Source organism: Stenotrophomonas rhizophila (assembly GCF_003651185.1).
Taxonomy (GTDB): Bacteria; Pseudomonadota; Gammaproteobacteria; order Xanthomonadales; family Xanthomonadaceae; genus Stenotrophomonas; species Stenotrophomonas maltophilia_Z.
On sequence record NZ_RCDC01000005.1, the window covers coordinates 351,354 to 374,870 of the forward strand.

Below are 23,517 nucleotides of genomic sequence, written 5' to 3' on the forward strand. Positions count from 1 at the left end.
GAATCACCAAGGGAGGAATTCCATGAACAACACCATGCGTGCCATGTTGATCGCGTCGTTCGCGCTGGCCTTCACCGCCTGCAAGAAGGAAGAGGCCGCGCCGGTCGTCGAAGCCCAGCAGGCGCTGGTCGCCCCGGCTGCCGATGACGATGCCGGCTGGAAGAAGTACCTGCAGGCCGTGGCCGTGCAGAACATGGGCAACATCAGCAACAGCCCGTACCTGTATTACCTCGCCCCGGAATCGGACCCGGAATTCGCGGCCAAGTATGAGCGTCAGGTCGAAAGCGCGACCCAGGCCGTGGGCCGTGGCGTGCAGCCGGGCAACATGCTGGCCTTCGGTTCCTCGGCCTCGGCCAAGATGGCCGACATGATCCAGGCCGTGTTCAAGGACGTCTCGCCGGATTCGATGAAGGGTGTGCGCGTGGTGTTCATCGGCAAGGCCGCCGACAACGCCCGCGTCCAGTCGATCATCCAGCCGACCGGCGCCGAGTACATCTTCGTCGAAGCCAAGTAACCCGTGCAGTGGCGGCTGCGCCGTGTGCGCGGCCCGGGTGGCGCCCGCAGGGGCGTCACCGATGACCGGCCCGCGCGCCCGCGTGGGCCGGTTCTCATCCGCCGGCGCGGGCGTGGAGTAACGCCATGTCGCTGAAAATCAATGAGCTCTGCGTCAATTGCGACGTCTGTGAGCCGGCCTGTCCCAATCAGGCCATTTCGATGGGTGAAACCATCTACGTGATCGATCCGGCCCGCTGCACCGAGTGCGTGGGGCATTTCGACGAACCCCAGTGCGTGGTCGTCTGCCCGGTCGAATGCATCGATCCCGATCCGGACATTCCGGAAACCCAGGACGCCCTGCTGGCCAAGCTGCACGGGCTGCAGCGCGATCATCCCGAATTGTATGTCACGGAGTTTCTGCCCAAATGAGAACGCTGTCGCGTCGTTGGTTGCTGCTCGTCCTGTTGGTCAGCCCGAGCGTCTGGGCGGCGGAATCCCCGCAGGCGGCGCTGGCCAAACATCCTGACGGCGTGGCCGTCGCCAGTGGCCATCACCTGGCCACCGAAGCCGGCATGGAAATCCTGGCCAAGGGCGGCAACGCATTCGATGCGGCCGTGGCCGTGTCCGCCACGCTGGCGGTGGTCGAGCCGATCAGTTCCGGCCTTGGCGGCGGCGGCTTCTTCCTGCTGCACGATGCGGCCACCGGCAAGGACGTGATGCTGGACGCGCGCGAAACCGCGCCGCAGTCCGCCACGCCCGAAGCGTTCCTGGACAAGAAGGGCGATCTGGACCGCGACCGTTCGGTCAACGGTGCCTGGTCGGCCGGTATCCCGGGCCTGCCGGCAGCGTTGGTGGAACTGTCCTCCAAGCACGGCAAGCTGCCGCTGAAGACCTCGCTGGAACCGGCCATGCGCATCGCGCGCGATGGCTTCCCGGTGTATGCGCGCATGTCCAAGGGCTACCAATCGCGGCGCGCGGTGATGCAGCGCTATCCCGGCACGCGCGAGGTCTATGAGCGCAACGGCAAGCCGATCGCCGAGGGCGATGTGTTCCGCCAGCCGGAACTGGCCAGGACCATGGAGCGTCTGGCCGACCAGGGCTTCGATGGCTTCTACCGGGGCGAGACCGGCAAGCTGCTGCTCAAGGGCGTGAAGCAGGCCGGCGGCCAGTGGACCGCGGAGGAATTGGCCGGCTACCGGGTCAAGCTGCGCGAGCCGATCGCCTTCAAGTACCGCGACTGGACCATCACCACCGCCTCGCCCCCGTCTTCCGGCGGCATCGCGCTGGCGGCCATGCTGCAGATCCTGGAAGGCTGGGACCTGAAATCGCTGGACCAGGCCCATCGCACCCACCTGGTGGTGGAAGCCATGCGCCGCGCCTACCGCGACCGCACCTTCTTCCTGGGCGACCCGGATTTCGTGGACATCCCGCAGAAAGTGCTGACCAGCAAGGACTACGCGCAGGGCCTGCGTGCCACCATCCACCCGGAGAAGGCGACCCCGAGCGATCTGCTGTCGGGCAACCCGACCCCGCTTGAAGATGACGAGACCACGCATTTCTCGATCATCGACCGCGAAGGCAACCGCGTCGGCGCAACCCAGACCGTGAACCTGCTGTACGGCTCGGGCCTGATTCCGTCGGGTACCGGCGTGCTGCTGAACAACGAAATGGACGATTTCGCGCTCAAGCCGGGCACGCCCAATGCCTTCGGCGTGATGGGCTACGCGGCCAATGCGCCCAAGCCGGGCAAGCGCATGCTCAGCTCGATGACCCCGACCTTCATGGAGTCCGCCGACAAGGTCGTGGTGCTCGGCACGCCCGGTGGCAGCCGCATCATCACCATGGTGCTGCTGGGGATCCTCGGCTACGACGATGGCCTGACTGCCCAGCAGGTCGCCGCGTTGCCGCGCTACCACCACCAGTGGCTGCCGGATCTGATCGAGGCCGAGAGCGGCACTTTCGATGCGGGCACCATCAAACAGCTGCAGGCAATGGGCCACAAGATCGATCTGCCCGGCGACACCGCCGCGGGTGGCCGCGGCTCCAGCCACGTCTGGGGCAACCTGCAGACCGTGGAATGGGACCGCCGCAGCAATGTCCTCAGCGGTGGCAGCGACCCGCGCAATCCGGTCGGCAGCGCCGCGGTCAGCCAAGCACACTGATTGACCGCACAAACGAGAAACCCCGTCCCAGTGGCGGGGTTTTTTCATGGGCGATGGCTAGCGAATATTTAACGGGGCCACGACGATAATTTGCCAATGAAACTATGGTCCATCCGCGGTAACTCCCAGAAACTCGACGGTGGCGCGATGTTCGGCAATGCGCCGCGCGCGGTCTGGGAAAAGTGGGCAGTGCCGGACGATCTCAACCGGATCGAACTGGCCTGCCGTGCACTGCTCGCCAGCCCGCTGGCCGGCAAGACGGTGCTGTTTGAAACCGGCATCGGCGCTTTCTTCGAGCCGAAACTGCGGGACCGCTACGGTGTGCAGGAACCCAGCCATGTGCTGATCGAATCCCTGCGCGAGGCCGGGTTCGAGCACGAAGACATCGACGTGGTGGTGCTGAGCCATCTGCACTTCGATCATGCCGGCGGCCTGCTGGCACCGTGGAGCGAAGGTCGCGCGCCGGAACTGTTGTTCCCGAATGCGACCTTCCTGGTCGGGGCCGAGCACTGGGCGCGCGCGCTGCATCCGCATCCGCGCGATCGGGCCAGTTTCATCCCGGAACTGCCCGGTCTGCTGCAGGCCAGTGGCCGCCTGGAAATCGTCGACGGTCCGTATTCCACCGCCCTGGGCGACAGCGTACGTTTCAGCTTCAGCGACGGGCATACCCCGGGGCTGATGCTGGCCGAGATCATCGGGCCGGAGACGGTGGATGGGCAGGCGCGGGGCGGCGTGGTGTTCTGCGCGGACCTGATCCCAGGCCGCTCGTGGGTGCATGTGCCGATCACGATGGGTTACGACCGCAACGCCGAACTGCTGATCGACGAGAAGCGCAGCTTCCTGGAAGACAAACTGGCCCGCAACGTCCATCTGTTCTTCACCCACGACCCGCAGTGCGCGTTGGCGCAGGTGTCACGCGATGAGAAGGGCCGCTTCGGCACCGTGCACGAACAGGGCGAACTGAAGGCCCGCGCGCTGGCCTGACGCCTGCGGCAGGTCCGGCCGCGCACCGGCCGGTATTACCGCGCCGTGCCCGGCATTACCGGCTGGGCAACCACACCGGTAGATGCCGACCGTTGGTCGGCACGGCACCTCACGGCACCGGGCATGAATCCGGCCCGATGCGTCAATGCGCCTTTAAACAGCCGCTCATGAACGTCTTGCGCGCATCGCCGGCCAGCTTCTTCGCAGCCGCATCGGCGTTGCAGGTCTTCATGCGCTCCTGCGGCGTGCTCGCCGCCGGCGCCGGAGCGCTCAGGCAGGCCTTCTGCGCGGTCTTGTAGTCCTCGCCGGTCTTGCCTTTGTTCTTGGCCGAGCAATCGGCCATGCGCTGTTGCTGCGGCGTCGCCGCACTGACAACGGCCGGGCCACCCAGAAGCAGCAGACAGGCCAGCAGGGACAAGGTCTTCATGACGCAGCTCCACGCACGGGTTGAGGATGCGCGCAGCTTCTGCCCGGGCATGGCTAGGCCGTGTGAAGCACCGGCGGCTGGTGGTGACCGCCGGTCGGAACGAGGGAATCAACCGACCACGCGGGTCCCGAAAATCCGATCGCCGGCATCGCCCAGGCCCGGCAGGATGTAGCCCTTCTCGTTGAGCTGGGCATCGATGGCGGCGGTATAGATCTCCACGTCCGGATGCACGGCCTGCACGGCGGCGATGCCTTCCGGCGCGGCCACCAGGAAGATCCCCTTGATGCGGCGTGCGCCGGCACGCTTGAGCATGTCGATGGTGGCGATCAGGGTGCCGCCGGTGGCCAGCATCGGGTCCAGGATCAGCGCATCGCGCTCTTCCAGGCGGCCGGTCAGGCGCTCGAAGTAGGGCACCGGTTGCAGGGTTTCCTCATCGCGCTGCAGGCCGACCACGCTCACGCGCGCGGCGGGGATCAGCGAGAGCACGCCACTGAGCATGCCCAGGCCGGCGCGCAGGATCGGCACGACGGTGATCTTGGCCCCGGCGATGCGCTGCACCGTCACCGGGCCTGCCCAGCCGGCCATGGTGTGGGCTTCGGTATCCAGATCGGCGGTGGCCTCGTAGGCCAGCAGCCCACCAAGCTCATTGGCCAGCTCGCGGAAGTCCTTCGTGCTCAGGGACGCATCGCGCATCAGGCCGATCTTGTGCTGCACCAGCGGATGGCGCACTTCGACGATTTTCATGGGGGAATGACTGGCAAAGGAGAGGCCGATAGTGTGCCGCAACACCCCACCGAAGCCAAAAGCCGACGCCGCCACCGACCGTTCGATGTCCCCGGTGTCATCCCCATGAAACCTCCCGGACATACCGTGCTGACCCATTCTTTACACAGATTGGGGAAGGCAGTGCAGAAGAAGCGTCCGTTGGTCCTGGCGATCAGCCTCTCGTTGCTGGCGGTGATCACCCCGTCGGCCCATGCCGCCGAAACGCCCGATGGCGGCACGGTGGCCGGCAGCGCCGCCGCCGGTGCCGCCGCCATCGATCTGGACCGGGTCGAAGTCCGCCCGCAGCTGGAGTCGCAGACCCGCGCGGTCGACCTCAAGCGCAGCAGCGATGCGATCGAAGACGCGGTCTCCTCCGATGCCATGGGCGTCTACCCCGACAAAAACGTGGCCGAATCGCTGCAGCGCCTGCCCGGCGTCAGCGTCACCCGTGACCAGGGCGAGGGGCGCTTCGTGGTCATCCGTGGCCTGGATGCCAACCTCAACAGCGTCAGCGTGGATGGCATCGCCATCGGCACCCCGGAAGACTCCAGCCGCGCTGCACCGCTGGACGTGATCCCCTCCGACTCGACCGAGCGCCTGCGCGTGGTCAAGTCGCCCACCCCGGACATGCCGGGCGATGCCATCGGTGGCGCGATCCTGGTCGAGTCGGCCTCGGCGTTCGACCGCGAGGGCCGCAACCTGCGCGGCAAGATCGAGGCCAGCCACCAGCAGCTCTCCGGCAATACCAGCCCGAAGGCCGCGATCAACTACAGCGAAGTGTTCGCCGATACCTTCGGCGTTGCGCTGGGCGTGAATTACCAGAACCGCAAGTTCGAATCGGACAACACCGAAGTGGAGTACGGCGAGTTCGACGGCGGTGCCGAAGACGACCTGTTCGCCACCAGCCTGCAGCAGCGCAAGTACGAGATCGAGCGCAAGCGTATCGGCGCGAACCTCAATCTGGATTGGCACCCGGATGAAGACAATCGTTATTACCTGCGCACGCTGTACAGCCAGTTCGACGATGCCGAAACCCGCCAGCGCACCCTCTTCAACTTCGGCGATGGCGACGTCACCGCGCTGGGCAGCAACCAGTACCGCGTCGATGACCTGCCGGCCGATGCGATCCAGAAGCGCATGCGCTATCGCACCAAGAAAGAAAACACCTTCACCACCAGCGCCGGCGGCGAGAACCGCCTGACCAATGCGGTGGTCGATTACAAGGTCGGTTACACGCGTACCGAAGAGCGCGTCAACGATGAGATGGAGGCGCGCTTCGAGTACAACGGCGACGACCTCGGCGCCAGCGTCGATCAGAACAGTGGCATCCCGCGCTACAGCCTGACCAGCGCGGAGTGGATGGATAACGGCAACTACGATTTCGATCGTTTCGTGGTGTCGCCCAAGCAGGTCAACGACAGCGAACGCAGTGCGCAGATCAACGTGCGCTTCGATGGCGAATCCTCCAGCATCAAGTTTGGCCTGCTCGGCCGCTGGCGCGACCGCGACGTCAATGTCGATGAGCGCGAACTGCGCGTCGGCCCGGACGTGGCGTTGTCGGACTGGACCACCTCCACCCCCGATCACCGCGGCGGCAGCCTCGGCCAGGGCATGAGCTCGGATGCGATGCGCCGCTACTGGGCGCAGTCTGGTGGTCAGTACAGCGCCCGCCCGCAGGATACCGGCGGCAATGCGCTGACCTCGCTGGAAGAGGATTACACCGCCAGCGAAGACATCTTCGCCAGCTATGCGATGGGCACCTGGGATATCGGCGCGCTGCGCATCATCGGTGGCGTGCGCGTGGAGAACACCCAGTTCAGCGCCACTGGCAACAGCGTGGACGTGGCACCCAATGGCCGCAGCTTCACGGTCACCCCGTTGAGCGTGAGCCGCAGCTACACCAACGTGCTGCCCGGCCTGCACCTGCGCTACGACGCCGGCGATGACTGGGTGCTGCGTGCGGCCGCCAACAAGACCGTCTCGCGCCCGTCGTTCGGCGATGTGGCACCGCGCGTCGGCCTGAGCCGGGGGGATGAGGAAGTCCGGATCGGCAATCCGCAGCTGAATCCCTATGAATCCAGGAACATCGACCTGTCGCTCGAGAAATACCTCGGCAGCACCGGCATCGTCTCGCTGGGCGTGTTCCACAAGTCGATCGACGGCTACATCGTCAACACGGTGAGCAACACCGATCCGGCGTACCCGGATTACGAGGTCACCCGGGTGATCAACGGCAACAAGGCCACGGTGAAGGGTGCCGAGTTCAACTGGCAGCAGCAGCTCGCCTTCCTGCCGGCCGGTTGGGATGGTCTGCTGGTCGGCGCCAGCGGCACCTGGCTGGATACCGATTTCGATCCAGGCGTTGTGGGCCGCGAGCGCGACGACTTCATGCTGCCGCGTGCCTCCAAGCACGTGTACAGCGCGCACCTCGGCTATGAAAAGGCCGGCTTCAGCACCCGCGTGGCCGCGGTCTACCGCAGCGAGTATCTGGATTCACTCGGCGACAGCCGCGCCTATGACATCTATGTGGCGCCCAACACCCAGCTCGATTTCAGCATGGACTACAAGATCACCTCGAACGTGAGCGTTTACTTCGAAGCCCAGAACCTGCTCGACAAGCCGCTGGAGCTCTACCAGGGCGTGCGCTCGCGCACCCTGCAGAACGAAGAATATGGCCGCACCTACGCCCTTGGCCTGAAGGTGGCCCTGTGATGCGCGCGTCCCATGGTCTGAGCCTGCTCGCACTGGCGCTGTTGACTGCCTGCCGGCCGGCGGCTACGCCGCAGGCTGCTGCACCCGCTGCGTCCCCGACGGCCGCCGACGCCTCCGCACGCGATGTCGCCACGGTCGCCGAGGCGTTCCTGACCCCGATGACCCCCAAAGACAACATCGACTCGCCGGCCAGCTGGACCACGCCCGAGGGCCAGGTCTGGTTGATCGCAACCGCCAAGGCCACCGACAAGCTGGTGGTCTATGACGGGCAGACCGGCGCGAAGCTGCGTGACGTTGGCAGCCTTGGCACCGCCCCGGGCCAGTTCGACCGCCCCAACGGCATCGCCGTGGTCGATGACCTCGTGCTGATCGTGGAGCGTGACAATCACCGCGTGCAGGTCCTGCAGCTGCCAGACTTCAGCCCGCTGGGCGTGTTCGGCGCCGACGATCTGCGCAAGCCGTACGGGCTGTGGGTGAACAAGCAAGGTAACGGCTACGACGTGTACGTCACCGATTCCTACGACGCGGGCGAAGACGCGCAGGGCAACGACGTGCTGCCGCCGCTGGCCGAACTGGACAAGCGCGTGCGTCGTTACGCGCTCACCCTGGAGGGCGGCAAGGCGCAGGCCACGCTCACCGCCAGCATCGGTGATACCACCGAGGCCGGCGCGCTGCGGGTGGTCGAATCGATCTGGGGCGACCCGGCCAACGACCGCCTGCTGATCGCTGAAGAAGACGAAACCTACGCCAGCGAGTTCAAGGTCTACACGCTGGAAGGCCGCTTCAGCGGCGCCACGTTCGGCCGCGATGCCTTCCAGGCCCAGGCCGAAGGCGTGATGCTGCGCACCTGTGGCAAGGACGGCTGGTGGATCACCACCGAGCAGGGCAAGCAGCGCAGCGTGTTCCATCTGTTCGACCGGCACAGCCTGAAACATGTCGGTGCATTCCAGGGTAATACGGTGGCCAACACCGACGGCATCTGGTCGATGCAGGCACCGTCCGCGCGCTTCCCGCATGGCGCGCTGTATGCCGTGCACGATGATCAGGGCGTGGTGGCCTTCGACTGGGCGAGCATCGCCAAGCAGGTGTCGCTGCCGCTGGAGTGCGGCGCGTGAGCCGCGTTCCTGCCGCCTTGACCGCGCTGACGATGGCGCTGCTGCTGTGCAGTGGCAGCGCCGTGGCAAAGAAGGACGCCGAGACCGGGGCCGAGCCCAACACCCAGGTGCCGGCCGGCAACCGGCACTACGCAGCGACCGGCTTCCCCGACCGCCTGGTCGCCTCGCCGGCACAGGACGCGGCGCGCGGCTTCTCGGTGGCGTGGCGGACCGATACCTCGGTCAAGGCGCCGGTGCTGGAATGGGTGCTGGCCGGTGATTCGCCGGATGTGGGGACGCCCACCCGCATCTCCGCCAGCACGCAGGCGCTGACCACCGAACTGGGCACGTCCCATCATCACCGTGCCGACATCACCGGCCTGCAGCCGGACACGCTGTACCTGTGGCGCGTGCAGGGTCAGAACACCTGGAGTGCCTGGAACCAGCTGCGCACTGCCGGCCGTGCCGACCAGCCGCTCACGCTGTTGTACTTCGGTGACACCCAGAACAAGAACCTCAGCCACGTTTCGCGCGTCATGCGGGCCGGCATCAAGGCCGCCCCGGATGCACGCCTGAGCCTGTTCGCCGGTGATCTGGTCAGCGGTGGCGACGGGCAGGATGACAGCGAGTGGGGCGAGTGGTTCGCCGCCGCCGGCTGGCTGCCGCAGGAAACCGCGGTCGCCCCGGCAATCGGCAACCATGAGTACGTCGAGGAATTCGAAGACACGCCGCAGGAGCGCCGCGTGCTCGGCCGTCACTGGCCGGTGACGTTCGCATTGCCACGCAACGGCGTGGACGCCGCCGACACCAGTACCTACTGGTTCGATTACCAGGGCGTGCGCATCGCCGTACTCGACGGCACCTCCGCGCTCGATCTGGGCACCGCCAAGGCGCAGGCCGCCTGGCTGGACACGGTGCTGGCCGACAATCCGCACCCGTGGAGCATCGTGCTGCTGCATCAGCCGTTCTATTCCCCGCGCGAAGGCCGCGAGAACGCCGAACTGCGCGATGTGCTGCTGCCCGTGGTGCGGCGCCACCAGGTCGATCTGGTCCTGCAGGGCCACGACCACACCTACGGCCGCCGTGGCGAAGGGAAGGGTGCGACGCCGCAGTTCGTGGTCACCGTGGCCGGGCCGAAGCAGTACCGGCTCTCGGACGAAGCCCGTGCCACCATGGCGCCGGTGGGTGAGGACACGCAGCTGTTCCAGGTCTTGAAGATTGATCCGAGCCACCTGCGCTACGAGGCACGCACCGTCACCGGCCGCCTGTACGACGGCTTCGAGTTGACACGTGGCGCCGATGGCCGCAAACAGAAGGCCGAACTGACGCAGGGACGCATCGCCCCCCGTGACTGCACGCGCGCCCAGACCCTGAAGGGCCGCGCCGACCGTTGCTGGGAATGACCGACCGGCCGGGCCGCTGCGGCGTGCCCGGCCTTCCGTGGAGATCGAGATGATCCATCGCCGTTCCATCGCGCGGGCCGCCTTGGCCACCTCGCTGCTGCTGCTCGCCGGTGCCAGCGTGGCCGGCAACGCGGTGCAGCACCCGTTCCTTGCCGCGCAGCCGAAGAATGCTCCGGAGGAGGTGAATCTGGCCGTGGAGATCCCGGCCGGCAGCTTCACCAAGTACGAGATCAAGGACGACGGTCTGGTGCATGTGGATCGCTTCCAGTCGATGCCGGTGGCGTACCCGGCCAACTACGGCTCGATGCCGCGCACGTTGGCGGGCGACAACGACCCGCTGGATGCGCTGGTGCTGACCCGTGAGCCGCTGCATCCCGGCGTGATCGTGCGGTTCCGTCCGATCGGTTTCCTGAAGATGGTCGATGACGGCGAGCAGGACGAAAAGGTCATCGGCGTGCCGACCGACAAGATCGACCCGACCTACGCCAGCATCCGCGATCTGGACGATCTGCCGCTGATCGAGCGGCAGCGCATCGAAGCTTTCTTCCGGGTCTACAAAGACCTGCCGGCCGGCCGCAATCCGGTCCAGCTCAATGGCTGGGGCAATGCCGCCGAGGCCAAGGCGCTGATTCGTGCCTCCATGCAGCGCTTCGATGCGCAGCAGCGGCGCGCGAAGGGCGATTGATCAGCCACGTGCGATGCCGGGCGATCACGCCCGGCCCGCAGTCGCCTTGTGCAGCCGCCGCAGGAACACGGCCATCTCCTTGACCGCCTGTTTGTCGCCGTTGGTCCCGGCCACAGTACTGCCTTCCTGCCACGCCTGTGCCGCCGCGTCGGTATCGCCGGCAGCCAGATGCGCCTTGCCCAACCATTTCCAGCCCGCCGAGTAGCGCGGGTCCTGAGCGACACAGCGCTGCAGATGGATGACCGCCTCCGCGGTGTCGCCCGCATCGAGCAGGGCCTTGCCCAGGCCGAAGCGGAGCAGGGCGCTGTCGCGACCACGTTCGAGCAGACGTTGCAGTGCGGGGATATCCATCGATGTCTCTACCGTGCAATACCGGCGCCCATCAACGCCCGCCGGCGGCCTGGTAACGGCGCGCGACCTCAGTCCAGTCGATCAGCTCGAAGAAGGCGGCGATGTAGTCCGGGCGCCGGTTCTGGTAGTTGAGGTAGTACGCGTGTTCCCATACATCCAGCCCCAGGATCGGCGTGCCACCGGAGAGGCCGGCGAACTCGCCCATCAACGGGTTGTCCTGGTTCGGGCTGCTCTCCACCGCAAGCTTGCCGTCCCGGTTCAACGTCAACCACGCCCAGCCACTGCCGAAGCGGGTCTGCGCGGCCCTGGTGAAGGCCTCCTTGAACGCGCCGTGGCCGCCGAGGTCACGCTCGATGGCGGCGGCAACCACATTGTCCGGTTGGCCGCTGTCCGGCGTCAGGACGGTCCAGAACAGGCTGTGGTTGGCATGTCCGCCGCCGTTGTTGCGGACGGCGTTGCGCACCCCCTCGGGCAGGGACCCGATATCGGCGATCAGTGCATCGATGTCGGTGCTTTCGATGCCGGCATCGGCGAGTGCCGCATTGAGATTGGTGATGTAGGTCTGGTGGTGCTTGGCATGATGGATTTCCATCGTGCGTGCATCGAAGTGCGGTTCGAGTGCGTCGTAGGCGTAGGGCAGGGCGGGGAGGGTGTAGGCCATGGATATCTCCGGAAGAGCAGGTGGGGGCGGTGCCGGCACGCAGCACGGGGATGCCACGATAGAACCTCAAGCGTGATTGAGGTCAAGCGCGGCGATGTGGAACAGTGCGGGCCATCCACGCGCGATCGCTGCCTCTCCTTCACCTGCACTGGCTATCATTGCCTGTCGAATCTTCCGGGGTAGTCTCGTGTCGGTAGCATTGGTGTGGTTTCGCCGTGACCTGCGGTTGCAGGACAACCCGGCCCTGCAGGCCGCTCTGGATGCCGGCCATGTGCCGGTACCGGTCTACATCCATGCGCCACACGAAGAAGGCGACTGGGCGCCCGGTGGCGCGTCGAACACCTGGTTGCACCGCTCGTTGGCCGCGCTCGACGCGGACCTGCGTGCGAGCGGCTCGTCGCTGGTACTGCGCCAAGGCGACAGTCAGGCACAGCTGCAGCAGCTGATCGAGCAGACCGGTGCGGGCGCGGTGTACTGGAACCGCAAGTACGAGCCGGCCACGCAGCCGCGCGATGCGAAGATCAAACGGGAACTGCGCGAGCAGGGCATCGAGGCCGAAAGCCATAACGGCAGCCTGATGTTCGAGCCGTGGGATGTGGCGACCCAGCAGGGCGGCCCGTACAAGGTGTTCACCCCGTTCTGGCGCAATGCGCTGACCCGTCTGCAGTTGCCGGCCCCGACCCGCTTGCCCGAGCGGCTGCCCGCGCACAGCGCCAGCGGCGAGAGTGTCGACGCGCTCGACCTTGCGCCCTCCATTGCGTGGGACCGGCAGTTCTGGACGCATTGGCAGCCCGGCGAGGCGGGCGCGCACGAGGCGCTGACCGTTTTCATCGATGGTGCCCTCAACGGCTATCGCCAGCAGCGTGATCTGCCGGACCGGGTCGGCACCTCGCTGTTGTCGCCGCACCTGCATTTCGGCGAGATCGCGCCGTGGCAGATCGCGCGTCGCCTGCAGGGCGAGCGCAGCGCCAGCCGCGATGCGGATATCGATGGCTACATCCGCGAGCTGGGCTGGCGTGAGTTCTCCTACCACCTGCTGCATCACTTTCCGCAGACCCCGGACCACAACCTCAACCCGCGCTTCGATCAGTTCCAGTGGGCCAAGCCGGACCCGGCGGCATTGCAGGCTTGGCAGCAGGGGCGCACCGGCATCCCGATCGTCGATGCCGGCCTGCGTGAGCTGTGGGCGACCGGTTACATGCACAACCGCGTGCGCATGATCGTCGCCAGCTATCTGTGCAAGCACATGCGCCAGCATTGGCGCGCAGGTGCGCGCTGGTTCTGGGACACACTGGTCGATGCAGACCTGGCCAACAACACCATGGGCTGGCAATGGGTCGCCGGCACCGGTGCGGATGCCGCGCCGTACTTCCGGATTTTCAACCCGGTCACACAGTCGCAGAAGTTCGACCCGCAGGCACGTTACATCACTCGTTGGGTGCCGGAACTGGAAGCGCTTCCGTTGAAGGCCCGCTTCGCACCGTGGCAATCGCCGCAGCTGCTGGCCGAGCTCGCGCCGGGCTACCCGACATTGCCACTGGTGGATCTGAGCGAGGGTCGGGATGCCGCGTTGGCAGCGTATCGGCATACCGGCGGGGCGTGACCGGCGTCCCGGAAAGGTCGCTTTCGCCGTAACCGTTTACCTGAACAGGGAGCTGCCGGGCGTGCCATTCATCATGCCGGCATCGCGTTGGGCTGTTTATGCTCTTCACGGCCCGCACGCCGGCGCCGTCCGGTAACCAAGGAGAAACCTCATGATTCGACCCGCAACCCGCAACGTGGCCCTGGCCCTGATGACTGCTGCCGCCCTGACGGCCTGCGCCACCGGTGGCTCCTACGTGCAGAGTGACCAGTACGGCAACCCCGTTGAACAGCAGAACCGCACCGGCCGCAACGCGTTGATCGGCACCGCGGTCGGCGTCGCCGCCGGCCTGCTCAGCGGCAACAGCGCCACCGAGCGCCGCCAGCACGCCATGATCGGTGCCGGTATCGGCGCACTCAGCGGCGCGGCCGTCGGCCAGTACCAGGACCGTCAGGAACGCGCGCTGCGCGAACGTACCGCCAACACCGGTATCGACGTCTCCCGTAATGGCGACAACCTGGTCCTGAACCTGCCGGACGGCATCACCTTCGATTTCGGCAAGTCCACGCTGAAGCCGCAGTTCTACAGCTCGCTCAACGGCGTGGCCAGCACGCTGGCCGAGTACAACCAGACCATGATCGAAGTGGTCGGCCACACCGACAGCATCGGCAGCGACGCAGTCAACAACCGCCTCTCCAAGGAACGCGCCGACTCGGTCGCCGCCTATCTGGCCGGCCAGGGTGTGCAGCGTGCCCGCATCGAAACCCTCGGTGCCGGCAAGGCCTACCCGATTGCCGACAACAACACCGATGCCGGCCGCGCGCAGAACCGCCGCGTCGAGATCCGTGTGATTCCCTTGCAGCAATAACAGCGCGCCAGCGCGCTGTTATTGCGTGTTGCGAGCCCAGGTTCGCAACACGAAAATGCCGCCCTTACAGGCGGCATTTTTTGTAGGTACCGGCCGCTGGCCGGTACGCCCGGAACAACTCCGTCCGCTCGCACACCCACACGACCGCACCGCCCAAACGACAACGCCGCCCAAGGGCGGCGTTGTCGTTCAAACGGCACTGCGCCGATGAAGCATCGCCAGCATCACCCTGCGGTCACCGTCTCCAGAATCCGCTTCCCGGCCGCCTGCAGCTCGGTTTCCACCTGCGTCTGCTGCTGCTTGGCCAGCTTCGCGGCCGGGCACTGGGCCAGCATGTAGTTTGCGTCGAAGTTCATCTTCTCGACCAGGAAATCGACGAACGCGCGCACCTTCGGCGAGACCAGCCGGCCGCCGGCGAACACCGCGTTGAAGTCCACTTCCGGCCCGGTCCAGCCGGCCAGCACGCGGCGCACCATCCCCGATTCGACGAACGGCTTGGCCATCACGTCACCGGTCAACAGCAACCCTTCGCCGCACACCAGTGCGCCGTTCAATGCGGACGGATCATTGGCCACCAGCAGCGGATTCACCGGGAAATCCAGCAGTTCGCCGCCGTTCTCGCCCAACTGCCAGAAGAAGCGGTTGTTGTTGAGGTTGCGGGCCTTGCGCATCGCCAGGATGCGGTGGAACTGCAGTTCATCCGGGTGCAGCGGCTCGCCATAGCGTTCGATGTAGGCCGGGCTGGCAAACACCTGCGTGCGCAGGCTGCCAAGCTTGCGCGCCACCAGGTTGGAGTCGGGCAGGGTGCCCACGCGCAGCGCCAGATCCGCTTCACCGGCAATCAGGTCGAGCTTCTCGTTGCCCAGATGCATGTCCAGCTGGATTTCCGGGTACTGCGCATGGAACTGGCCGAGCAGCGGCGCGATCCAGGTGATGCCGATCGAGTAGGGCACGGTGAAGCGCAGCCAGCCGCGCGGGCCGGACTGCAGTTGGTTGACCGCGCCTTCGGCTTCTTCCAGCTCGCGTGCGATGCGCTGGCAGTGCTCGTGATAGACCGAGCCCGCTTCAGTGAGGCCGAGGCGGCGGGTGGTCCGGTGCAGCAGACGCGCGCCGAGGCGCGTTTCCAGTTCCTGCACCTTGCGGCTGACCGTCGTCTTGGGTAACCCCAGTGCAGTGGCGGCGGCGATGAAACTGCCTTGCTCGACCACTTTGACGAAGATCAGCGTGTCGTTGAGATCGTGGGCCATGACGGGATCCAAAGTCGGGGAGGGAGAGAGTGCCGCAAATGATTGTGCCGGGCACGGGATGATTATTCCCCTAAATCCGGACTAATCAAGGGGGAGTTTGAGGACTAATCTGGCGCCATTCCAGATATGAAGGACGACAACCATGTGGTTGCGGAACATTCTTGGCCGCCTGCGTAGCGGCCCCAACGCCCCGCTGGACCTCGCGATGACCGTGGAAGTCCGTCCGGGTTCCTTGTCCCGTAAGGCTTTTCGGGAGTTCACCCCGCCTGCCAACATGCAGCGCGGCGGCAGCTTCCGGCTGGGCGCCCGCAATGGCGACCGACTGGGCCGAATTGGGATTATCCCGGCGACGGGAGTGAAAGTCCCATGAATGGGACATTGGCCCCCGAGGTGCTGGTGCTCGGTGGCACCGGCAGCGTGGGCCAGGGGATCGTGGCGGCCTTGCTGGAGGCCGGCAGCCCCGTGTTGGTGGTCGGCCGCGACCCCGGCCGGCTGGCCGCGCTGCAGGAGCAGTTCGCCGATGAGCCGGGGCTGGAGGTCCTGCTCGGTTCGCTGGGCGACGACGGCTCGGCGCGGACCGTGGCCGAGCGCGTCGGCGGACGTGCCCGCGCGCTCGCCGCGGTGGTGGATGCGATGGGCGGGCCGTACAACCGTGGGCGGGTGACCGACCGCAGCGGCGATGCGCTGTTGCAGGCGCTGCAGGCCGACGTGATGCCGCACGTGCATGCCGGCCGCCATCTGCTGCCGCTGGTGCGCGGTGGCGCCCAGGTACGGCGCTACGTGCTGGTTGGCGGGCCGGCCGGCTTCAAACCGTGGGCCGGGCACGGTGAGTCCTCCATCACCATGTCCGCCACCCGCATGTACGCGCAGGTGCTGCACCAGGAAGCCCAGGCACTGGGCGTGCGCGCGCAGATGCTGGAAGTGTGCGATCCGGTGTGCACCCCGGCCAATGCCGCCAAGGCCTGCATCGAATGGCCGAGCGCGCTGCTGGTTGGCCGGCGTGTGGTCTCGCTGCTCGACAACTGCACCGACAACCGCGCCATCGTGCGCTGCGATGCACGCGATGCCGAACTGCCGCGCGGGCTGCTGCATCTGGACCGCCCTCCGCCGATGTCGCGCAACACGGCCGGCACTGCTTGACCTCTACCAAGGTTCAGGTCCCAGGCTACGCCCCCCACGTCGCCCACGTTTTCGATTCTGTATCACCACCCCTACGTACGGATGCATGACATGACTTCCAACTCCTCCCCGCATCGTTTCACCCGACGGCTGGCCATGGCCGGCGTTTCCATCCTTGCCGCCGCGGTGCTGACCGCCTGCAGTGGCAGCCACGCTGAGGAAGCCGGCATGCCGCCGCCGCCCTCGGTCAGTGCCGCCCCGGTGCTGGTCAAGCAGGTCAGCCAGTGGGACGACTTCAGCGGCCGCGTCGAAGCGGTCGAAAGCGTTGAACTGCGCCCGCGCGTCTCCGGCTACATCGACAAGGTCAACTATGTCGAAGGCCAGGAGGTCAAGAAGGGCGATGTGCTGTTCACCATCGACGCACGCAGCTACCGCGCCGAGCTGGACCGCGCCACCGCCGAGCTCAACCGCGCGCGCACCCAGGCCCAGGTGAGTCGCAGCGAAGCCGACCGTGCCCGCCGCCTGTCCGACCAGCAGGCGATTTCCACGGAGACCTGGGAACAGCGCCGTGCCGTGTCCGAGCAGGCCCTGGCGCAGGTCCAAGCCGCGCAGGCGGCGGTGGATGCAGCGCGCTTGAACATGGAATTCACCCAGGTGCGCGCCCCGATCAACGGCCGTGCCGGCCGCGCGATGGTGACCGCCGGCAACCTGGTCACCGCCGGCGACAGCGCCAGCGTGCTGACCACGCTGGTCTCGCTGGACAAGGTGCATGTGTACTTCGATGCCGATGAAGGCACCTTCCTGCGCTACGCCCAGATGGCCCGCAAGGGGGAACGCCCGAGCGAGCGCGACAGCGAACTGCCGGTGAAGGTCGGCCTGTCCGGTGAGGACGGCTACCCGCATGAAGGCAAGGTCGATTTCCTGGACAACCAGGTCACCCGCAGCACCGGCACCATCCGGGTCCGCGCGCTGCTGGACAACGCCGACCGCGCCTTCACCCCGGGGCTGTTCGCCCGCGTGCAGTTGCTGGGCAGCGGCCAGTTCCAGGCCATGCTGATCGATGACAAGGCCGTGCTGACCGACCAGGACCGCAAGTTCGTCTACGTGGTCGACAAGGACAACAAGGCACAGCGCCGTGATATCCAGCTCGGCCGCAACGCCGACGGCCTGCGGATCGTCGAGCAGGGCCTGAAGGCCGGTGACCGCGTGATCATCGACGGCGTGCAGAAAGTCTTCATGCCCGGCATGCCGGTTCAGGCCAAGGCCGTTGCGATGCAGCCGGTTGCCGCACCGGTAGCCGCGCCGGCTGTTGCAAAGAATTGAAGGGCAGCCGACTGACCGTCGGTTCTACATAGCAGCCGACCAACGGTCGGCTCTACCGTGACTGCCATCGCCCCGTGCAGGGGAACCCGCCACCGCTGTCGCCTGCGACAGCGGCCGGGGTCGTGCACGCCGGCGCTGGTGAAACCCCAGGAATCCACCCATGGACTTTTCCCGTTTTTTCATTGACAGGCCGATCTTCGCGGCGGTGCTGTCGATCGTGATCTTCGCCGCCGGCCTGATCGCGATCCCGATGCTGCCGATCAGCGAGTACCCCGAAGTGGTGCCGCCCTCGGTGGTGGTGCGCACGGTGTACCCGGGCGCCAACCCCAAGGTGATTGCTGAAACCGTGGCCACGCCACTGGAAGAAGCGATCAACGGCGTGGAGGACATGATGTATATCAAGTCCGTCGCCGGCTCTGACGGCGTGCTGCAGATGACCGTGACCTTCCGCCCGGGCACCGATCCGGACGAAGCCGCGGTCAAGGTGCAGAACCGTGTGGCCCAGGCGCAGGCGCGCCTGCCGGAAGACGTGCGCCGCCAGGGTGTCTCCACCCAGAAGCAGTCGCCGACCTTCCTGATGGTGGTCCACCTGACCTCCCCGGACGGCAAGTACGACTCGCTGTACCTGCGCAACTACGCGCGCCTGCACGTCAAGGATTCGCTGGCACGCCTGCAGGGCGTCGGCGATGCGCAGATGTTCGGTGGCGGTGACTACGCGATGCGTGCGTGGCTGGACCCGGACAAGATCGCCGCCCGTGGCCTGACCGCCAGCGATGTGGTGCGTGCGATGCGCGAGCAGAACGTGCAGGTCTCGGCCGGCCAGCTCGGCGCCGAGCCGATGCCGAGCAGCGACTTCCTGACCCTGATCAACGCCCAGGGCCGCCTGCGTACCGAACAGGAATTCCGCGACATCGTGCTCAAGGCCGGTGACGACGGTGAAGTGGTGCGCCTGTCCGATGTCGCGCGCCTGGAACTCGGCGCCGGTGACTACACGCTGCGTTCGCAGCTGGATGGCAAGAACGCGGTCGGCATCGGTATCTTCCAGGCCCCGGGTGCCAACGCGCTGGAGATCCGCGACTCGGTCATCCACACCATGGATGAGCTGACCAAGCAGTTCCCGCCGGGTGTGAAATACGAAGCGGTGTATGACACCACGATCTTCGTGCGCGATTCGGTCAAGGCCGTGGTCTCCACGCTGCTGGAAGCGATCGCGCTGGTGGTGCTGGTGGTGATCCTGTTCCTGCAGACCTGGCGCGCCTCGATCATTCCGCTGATCGCCGTGCCGGTGTCCATCGTGGGTACGTTTGCGGCGCTGTACGTGCTGGGCTTCTCGATCAACACCTTGACCCTGTTCGGGCTGGTGCTGGCGATCGGCATCGTGGTCGATGACGCGATCGTGGTGGTGGAGAACGTCGAGCGCAACATCGAAGAAGGCCTGACCCCGCTGGCCGCGGCACACCAGGCGATGCGTGAAGTCTCCGGGCCGATCGTGGCGATCGCGCTGGTGCTGTGTGCCGTATTCGTGCCGATGGCGTTCCTGTCGGGCGTGACCGGTGCGTTCTACAAGCAGTTCGCCGTCACCATCGCCATCTCGACCGTGATCTCGGCGATCAACTCGCTGACCCTGTCGCCGGCCCTGGCCGCACGTCTGCTCAAGCCGCACGGTGCACCGAAGGATGGCCTGACCCGTCTGATCGATCGTCTGTTCGGCTGGATCTTCCGTCCGTTCAACCGCTTCTTCAAGACCAGCTCGGAGAAGTACCACGGTTCGGTCGGCCGCCTGCTGGGCCGCCGTGGCCTGGTGTTCGTGGTGTATGCCGGCCTGCTGCTGGCCACCGGCCTGATGTTCAAGGCGGTGCCGGCCGGCTTCATTCCGACCCAGGACAAGCTGTACCTGATCGCCGGTGTGAAGCTGCCGGAAGGCTCCTCGATCGCACGTACCGACGCCATGCTGGCCAAGGTCGCCGAGATCGCGCGCAACACCGATGGCGTGGCGCACACGATCCAGTTCCCGGGTCTAAACGCGCTGCAGTTCACCAACACGCCCAACACCGGTGTAGCGTTCGTTCCGCTCAAGCCGTTCAGTGAGCGCAAGGGACGCACCGCCGCGCAGATCAATGCCGAGATCAACGCCAAGATCGCCGGGCTGCAGGAGGGCTTCGCGTTCTCCATGATGCCGCCGCCGATCCTCGGCCTGGGTAACGGCAACGGCTACCAGATGTTCATCCAGGACCGCGGCAACCTCGGCTACGGCGCACTGCAGACTGCAGTGAGCACGATGCAGGGCGCCGTCGCGCAGACCCCGGGCATGGCGTTCCCGATCACCAGCTACCAGGCCAACGTGCCGCAGCTGGATGCCGAAGTGGACCGCGTCAAGGCCAAGGCCCAGGGCGTGGAGTTGACCGAGTTGTTCGACACGCTGCAGACCTACCTGGGCTCGGCGTACGTGAACGACTTCAACCAGTTCGGTCGCACCTGGCAGGTGATCGCCCAGGCCGACGGCCAGTTCCGTGACAGCGTGGAAGACATCGGTCGCCTGCGCACCCGCAACAACCGCGGCGAGATGGTGCCGATCGGCTCCATGGTCACCGTGAAGCAGACCTACGGCCCGGACCCGGTGCTGCGCTTCAACGGTTACCCGGCGGCCGATCTGGCCGGCGAAGCCGACCCGCGGATGCTGTCCTCGGCCGAGGCGATGACCAAGCTGACCGAAATCGCCGGCAAGGTGCTGCCGGTGGGCATGCAGACCGAGTGGACCGACCTGAGCTACCAGCAGGCCACCCAGGGCAAGGCCGCCTTCATCGTGTTCCCGGTGGCGATCCTGCTGGCGTTCCTGGTGCTGGCCGCGCTGTATGAAAGCTGGTCGCTGCCGCTGGCGGTGATCCTGATTGTTCCCATGACCCTGCTGTCTGCGTTGTTCGGCGTATGGATGACGGGCGGTGACAACAACGTGTTCGTGCAGGTCGGCCTGGTGGTGCTGATGGGCCTGGCATGCAAGAACGCCATCCTGATCGTCGAGTTCGCCCGAGAACTGGAAATGGGCGGCAAGGGCATCGTGGAGGCTGCACTGGAAGCGTGCCGCCTGCGTCTGCGCCCGATCGTGATGACCTCCATCGCGTTCATCGCCGGCACCATCCCGCTGGTGATCTCGCATGGCGCCGGTGCGGAAGTCCGCTCGGTGACCGGTATCACGGTGTTCGCCGGCATGTTGGGCGTCACCCTGTTCGGCCTGTTCCTGACCCCGGTGTTCTACGTGGCCCTGCGCAAGTTCGTCAGCCGTAATGGCGGCGGGCAGCTGGTGACCCACGGCGAACCGACCATCCACCACTGATTCCTTCCCCCGCGAGGTTTTTCCTATGAATACCGCTACCCAAAAGATCGCCCTGGTCACCGGTGCCACCCGCGGCATCGGCCTGGAAACCGTCCGTCAGCTGGCCCAGGCCGGCGTGCATACGCTGCTGGCCGGGCGCAAGCGCGACGTCGCCGTGGCCGAGGCGCTGAAGCTGCAGGCCGAGGGCCTGCCGGTGGAAGCGATCCAGCTCGACGTCGGTGATGCCGCCAGCATCGCCGCCGCCGTGCAGACCGTGACCGAGCGCCACGGCCGCCTGGACATCCTGGTCAACAACGCCGGCATCCTGCTCGACGACATCAAGCTGGCCCCCTCGGCGCAGACCCTGCAGACCTGGCGCGATACCTTCGACACCAACGTGTTCGCGGTGATCGCCGTCACCCAGGCCTTCCTGCCGCTGCTCAATGCCTCGCCGGCCGGCCGCATCGTCAACGTCTCCAGCATCCTGGGCTCGCTGACCCTGCACAGCCAGCCGGGTTCGCCGATCTATGGCTTCGCGGTGCCGGCCTACAACGCCTCCAAGAGCGCGGTGAATGCCTGGACCGTGCAGCTGGCCTATGAGCTGCGCGAGAGCACCACCAAGGTCAACACCGTGCATCCGGGCTACGTCAAAACCGACATGAACGGTGGCGAGGGTGAGATCGAAATCAGCGAAGGCGCGCGTTCCAGCGTCGGCATGGCACTGATCGATGCCGATGGCCCGAACGGCAGCTTCACCTACCTCGGCGAGGTGCTGCCATGGTGATCCGCCTGTTGACCGTGGCCGTGACCAGCGCGCTGCTGGCCGGCTGCGTCAGCGTCGGCCCCAACTACCAGGCGCCGCCGGCCGAGCCGGTGACCCTGCAGGGCGCCGCCGCGCCGGTGTTCACCACCACCTCGCCGGTGGCGAGCTGGTGGGCCCAGTTCGACGACCCGGTGCTGGAGCAGCTGGTGCATGACGCACTGGGTACCAACCTGGACCTGCGCATCGCGATGTCGCGCGTGCGTGAGGCCCGCGCGGTGTTCGTCGAGCAGCGCCTGGACCAGTTGCCGCATGTCACCAGTGGTGGCAGCTACGACCGTCGCAAGCAGCCGGATGCCACCGTCGGTGGCGAGCGCGTCTTCAGCGAAAGCTACCAGCTCGGCTTCGATGCCGGCTGGGAGCTGGATCTGTTCGGCCGCCAGCGCCGTGCCGCCGAAGCGGCGCGCGCGGACCTGGGCGCCGAGCAGGACAACCTCGCCGATGCACAGGTCACCGTCGCCGCCGAAGTCGCCCGCAACTACTTCGAGCTGCGCGGTACCCAGAAGCGCATCGCGGTGGCAAAACGCACGCTGGTCAACCTGCGCGACACCCAGAAGCTCACCGAAACCCGGTGGGAACTCGGTGCCGGCAGCGAACTGGATGTGCAGAGCAGCCGTGCGCGCCTGAAGGCGATCGAGGCCGACATCCCGCTGCTGGAAGTGGCCGAGGTGCAGTCGCGTCATCGCCTGGCGGTGCTGCTGGGCCAGCGCCCGGACGCGCTGGACAGCCTGCTGCAGCCGCGCGAGATGCAGCCGTACGCCAAGGCGTTGCCGTTGGGCGACACCACCGATCTGTTGCGTCAGCGCGCCGATGTGCGCGTGGCCGAGCGTCGGCTGGCCGCGGCGACCGCACGCGTTGGCGTGGCCACGGCTGACCTGTTCCCGAGGATCAGCCTGAGCGGGTTTGTCGGCTTCCTGTCCGGCGACGCCAGTGGCCTGGTCAACGGCAACAACAAGGCGTGGTCGGTGACCCCGTCGATCAGCTGGGCCGCGTTCGATTTCGGCACGGTGAAGGCACGTCTGCGCGCGAGCAAGGCACAGGCCGACGGTGCCGCGGCCGAGTACGAAAAGGCCGTGCTGCTGGCACTGGAAGACACCGAGAACGCACTGACGCGTTACGCCAAGCAGCAGGCCCGCCTGGCGATCGTCGCCGAGCAGGCCCAGGCGGCAGGGCGCGCCGAGGAGCTGGCGCAGATCCGCTTCCGCGAGGGCTCGGAAGACTTCCTGACCCTGCTGGATGCACAGCGCACGCAGCTCGCTGCGGATGACGCGCTGGCCGAGGCCGAATCCACGGTCAACGTCAGCGTGGTCGGTGTGTACAAGGCCTTGGGTGGCTGGGGCCAGCAGCAGGACGCGGCCAATACCCCGGTGGCGGTCACCCAGCGCTGACCGCACCATTGGGAACGGGACGGCGAGGGCGCCGTCCCGATGGAAGGCTGAGCAACAGCCGTCAATTGCTGTAAGCGCAGGGCCGCTGCGCGGCCGGGGCAAGCCGATGGACGGTGCAGTG

The 23,517-nt window shown here is 66.6% G+C and carries 20 protein-coding genes; 15 read left to right on the forward strand and 5 right to left on the reverse strand.

Features of this window, described 5'->3' with window-relative positions:
* Positions 1 to 22 precede the first annotated feature (22 nt).
* The 4 genes from BCL79_RS13315 (at position 23) to BCL79_RS13330 (ending at position 3,641) form a co-directional block, all read left to right on the forward strand.
* Positions 23 to 514 (forward strand): hypothetical protein, encoded by a 492-nt coding sequence (locus BCL79_RS13315; RefSeq protein WP_019183240.1) that lies wholly within the window; start codon positions 23 to 25, stop codon positions 512 to 514.
* Between the two features lie 125 nt (positions 515 to 639).
* A complete protein-coding gene (locus tag BCL79_RS13320; protein WP_070427136.1) occupies positions 640 to 924 on the forward strand; it encodes a YfhL family 4Fe-4S dicluster ferredoxin in 285 nt (94 codons plus the stop codon).
* On the forward strand, positions 921 to 2,657 hold the full coding sequence (gene ggt, locus BCL79_RS13325; RefSeq protein ID WP_121041890.1) for a gamma-glutamyltransferase: 1,737 nt from the start codon (positions 921 to 923) through the stop codon (positions 2,655 to 2,657). Before BCL79_RS13320 ends, ggt begins: the two co-directional genes overlap by 4 nt.
* A 96-nt stretch (positions 2,658 to 2,753) precedes the next feature.
* Entirely contained in the window at positions 2,754 to 3,641 is an 888-nt protein-coding gene (locus tag BCL79_RS13330; protein ID WP_121041892.1) for an MBL fold metallo-hydrolase, read from the forward strand.
* A gap of 142 nt (positions 3,642 to 3,783) precedes the next feature.
* On the opposite strand, the gene BCL79_RS13335 is transcribed toward BCL79_RS13330, so the two are convergent.
* Both BCL79_RS13335 and upp read right to left on the reverse strand, forming a co-directional pair.
* On the reverse strand, positions 3,784 to 4,068 hold the full coding sequence (locus tag BCL79_RS13335) for a PsiF family protein (RefSeq protein WP_121041894.1): 285 nt from the start codon (positions 4,066 to 4,068) through the stop codon (positions 3,784 to 3,786).
* 108 nt (positions 4,069 to 4,176) lie between these two features.
* A complete protein-coding gene (upp, locus tag BCL79_RS13340; protein WP_121041896.1) occupies positions 4,177 to 4,812 on the reverse strand; it encodes a uracil phosphoribosyltransferase in 636 nt (211 codons plus the stop codon).
* A 162-nt stretch (positions 4,813 to 4,974) separates the two neighbouring features.
* Between upp and BCL79_RS13345 the strand changes: the two genes are divergently transcribed.
* Genes BCL79_RS13345 through BCL79_RS13360 form a run of 4 tightly spaced genes read left to right on the forward strand, consistent with a single transcriptional unit; the run spans position 4,975 to position 10,727 of the window.
* Positions 4,975 to 7,545: a TonB-dependent receptor gene (locus tag BCL79_RS13345; protein ID WP_121041898.1), complete on the forward strand. Its 2,571-nt coding sequence runs from the start codon at positions 4,975 to 4,977 to the stop codon at positions 7,543 to 7,545.
* On the forward strand, positions 7,545 to 8,660 hold the full coding sequence (locus BCL79_RS13350; RefSeq protein ID WP_121041900.1) for a phytase: 1,116 nt from the start codon (positions 7,545 to 7,547) through the stop codon (positions 8,658 to 8,660). The genes BCL79_RS13345 and BCL79_RS13350 overlap by 1 nt, the downstream gene beginning before the upstream one ends.
* Positions 8,661 to 8,692: 32 nt before the next feature.
* Entirely contained in the window at positions 8,693 to 10,042 is a 1,350-nt protein-coding gene (locus BCL79_RS13355; protein WP_183073789.1) for a purple acid phosphatase family protein, read from the forward strand.
* Between the two features lie 49 nt (positions 10,043 to 10,091).
* The gene (locus BCL79_RS13360; protein ID WP_121041904.1) at positions 10,092 to 10,727 is read left to right on the forward strand and encodes an inorganic diphosphatase; all 636 of its coding nucleotides are present in this window, start codon (positions 10,092 to 10,094) and stop codon (positions 10,725 to 10,727) included.
* A gap of 24 nt (positions 10,728 to 10,751) precedes the next feature.
* On the opposite strand, the gene BCL79_RS13365 is transcribed toward BCL79_RS13360, so the two are convergent.
* Complete coding sequence (locus tag BCL79_RS13365) at positions 10,752 to 11,078, reverse strand: tetratricopeptide repeat protein (protein WP_121041906.1); 327 nt, start codon at positions 11,076 to 11,078, stop codon at positions 10,752 to 10,754.
* A 31-nt stretch (positions 11,079 to 11,109) separates the two neighbouring features.
* On the reverse strand, positions 11,110 to 11,739 hold the full coding sequence (locus BCL79_RS13370) for a superoxide dismutase (RefSeq protein ID WP_121041908.1): 630 nt from the start codon (positions 11,737 to 11,739) through the stop codon (positions 11,110 to 11,112).
* A 187-nt stretch (positions 11,740 to 11,926) separates the two neighbouring features.
* Between BCL79_RS13370 and BCL79_RS13375 the strand changes: the two genes are divergently transcribed.
* Positions 11,927 to 13,342, forward strand: coding sequence for a cryptochrome/photolyase family protein (locus tag BCL79_RS13375; RefSeq protein WP_121041910.1), 1,416 nt, complete (start codon positions 11,927 to 11,929; stop codon positions 13,340 to 13,342).
* Positions 13,343 to 13,493: 151 nt separating this feature from the next.
* Positions 13,494 to 14,189, forward strand: coding sequence for an OmpA family protein (locus BCL79_RS13380; RefSeq protein ID WP_088432184.1), 696 nt, complete (start codon positions 13,494 to 13,496; stop codon positions 14,187 to 14,189).
* A 224-nt stretch (positions 14,190 to 14,413) separates the two neighbouring features.
* On the opposite strand, the gene BCL79_RS13385 is transcribed toward BCL79_RS13380, so the two are convergent.
* Positions 14,414 to 15,436, reverse strand: a complete 1,023-nt coding sequence (locus tag BCL79_RS13385) for a LysR family transcriptional regulator (RefSeq protein ID WP_121041912.1) — start codon at positions 15,434 to 15,436, stop codon at positions 14,414 to 14,416.
* Positions 15,437 to 15,802: 366 nt separating this feature from the next.
* On the opposite strand from BCL79_RS13385, the gene BCL79_RS13395 reads away from it, so the two are divergent.
* The 5 genes from BCL79_RS13395 (at position 15,803) to BCL79_RS13415 (ending at position 23,396) form a co-directional block, all read left to right on the forward strand.
* Positions 15,803 to 16,576 carry an SDR family NAD(P)-dependent oxidoreductase gene (locus tag BCL79_RS13395; RefSeq protein ID WP_121041916.1) on the forward strand — a complete coding sequence of 258 codons (774 nt, stop codon included), beginning with the start codon at positions 15,803 to 15,805 and terminating at the stop codon, positions 16,574 to 16,576.
* A gap of 90 nt (positions 16,577 to 16,666) precedes the next feature.
* On the forward strand, positions 16,667 to 17,878 hold the full coding sequence (locus BCL79_RS13400) for an efflux RND transporter periplasmic adaptor subunit (RefSeq protein ID WP_121041918.1): 1,212 nt from the start codon (positions 16,667 to 16,669) through the stop codon (positions 17,876 to 17,878).
* A gap of 160 nt (positions 17,879 to 18,038) precedes the next feature.
* Positions 18,039 to 21,209, forward strand: coding sequence for an efflux RND transporter permease subunit (locus BCL79_RS13405; protein WP_121041920.1), 3,171 nt, complete (start codon positions 18,039 to 18,041; stop codon positions 21,207 to 21,209).
* Positions 21,210 to 21,234: 25 nt separating this feature from the next.
* On the forward strand, positions 21,235 to 21,972 hold the full coding sequence (locus BCL79_RS13410; protein ID WP_121041922.1) for an SDR family oxidoreductase: 738 nt from the start codon (positions 21,235 to 21,237) through the stop codon (positions 21,970 to 21,972).
* Positions 21,966 to 23,396: an efflux transporter outer membrane subunit gene (locus BCL79_RS13415; RefSeq protein ID WP_121041924.1), complete on the forward strand. Its 1,431-nt coding sequence runs from the start codon at positions 21,966 to 21,968 to the stop codon at positions 23,394 to 23,396. Before BCL79_RS13410 ends, BCL79_RS13415 begins: the two co-directional genes overlap by 7 nt.
* The last annotated feature ends 121 nt before the right edge of the window (positions 23,397 to 23,517 follow it).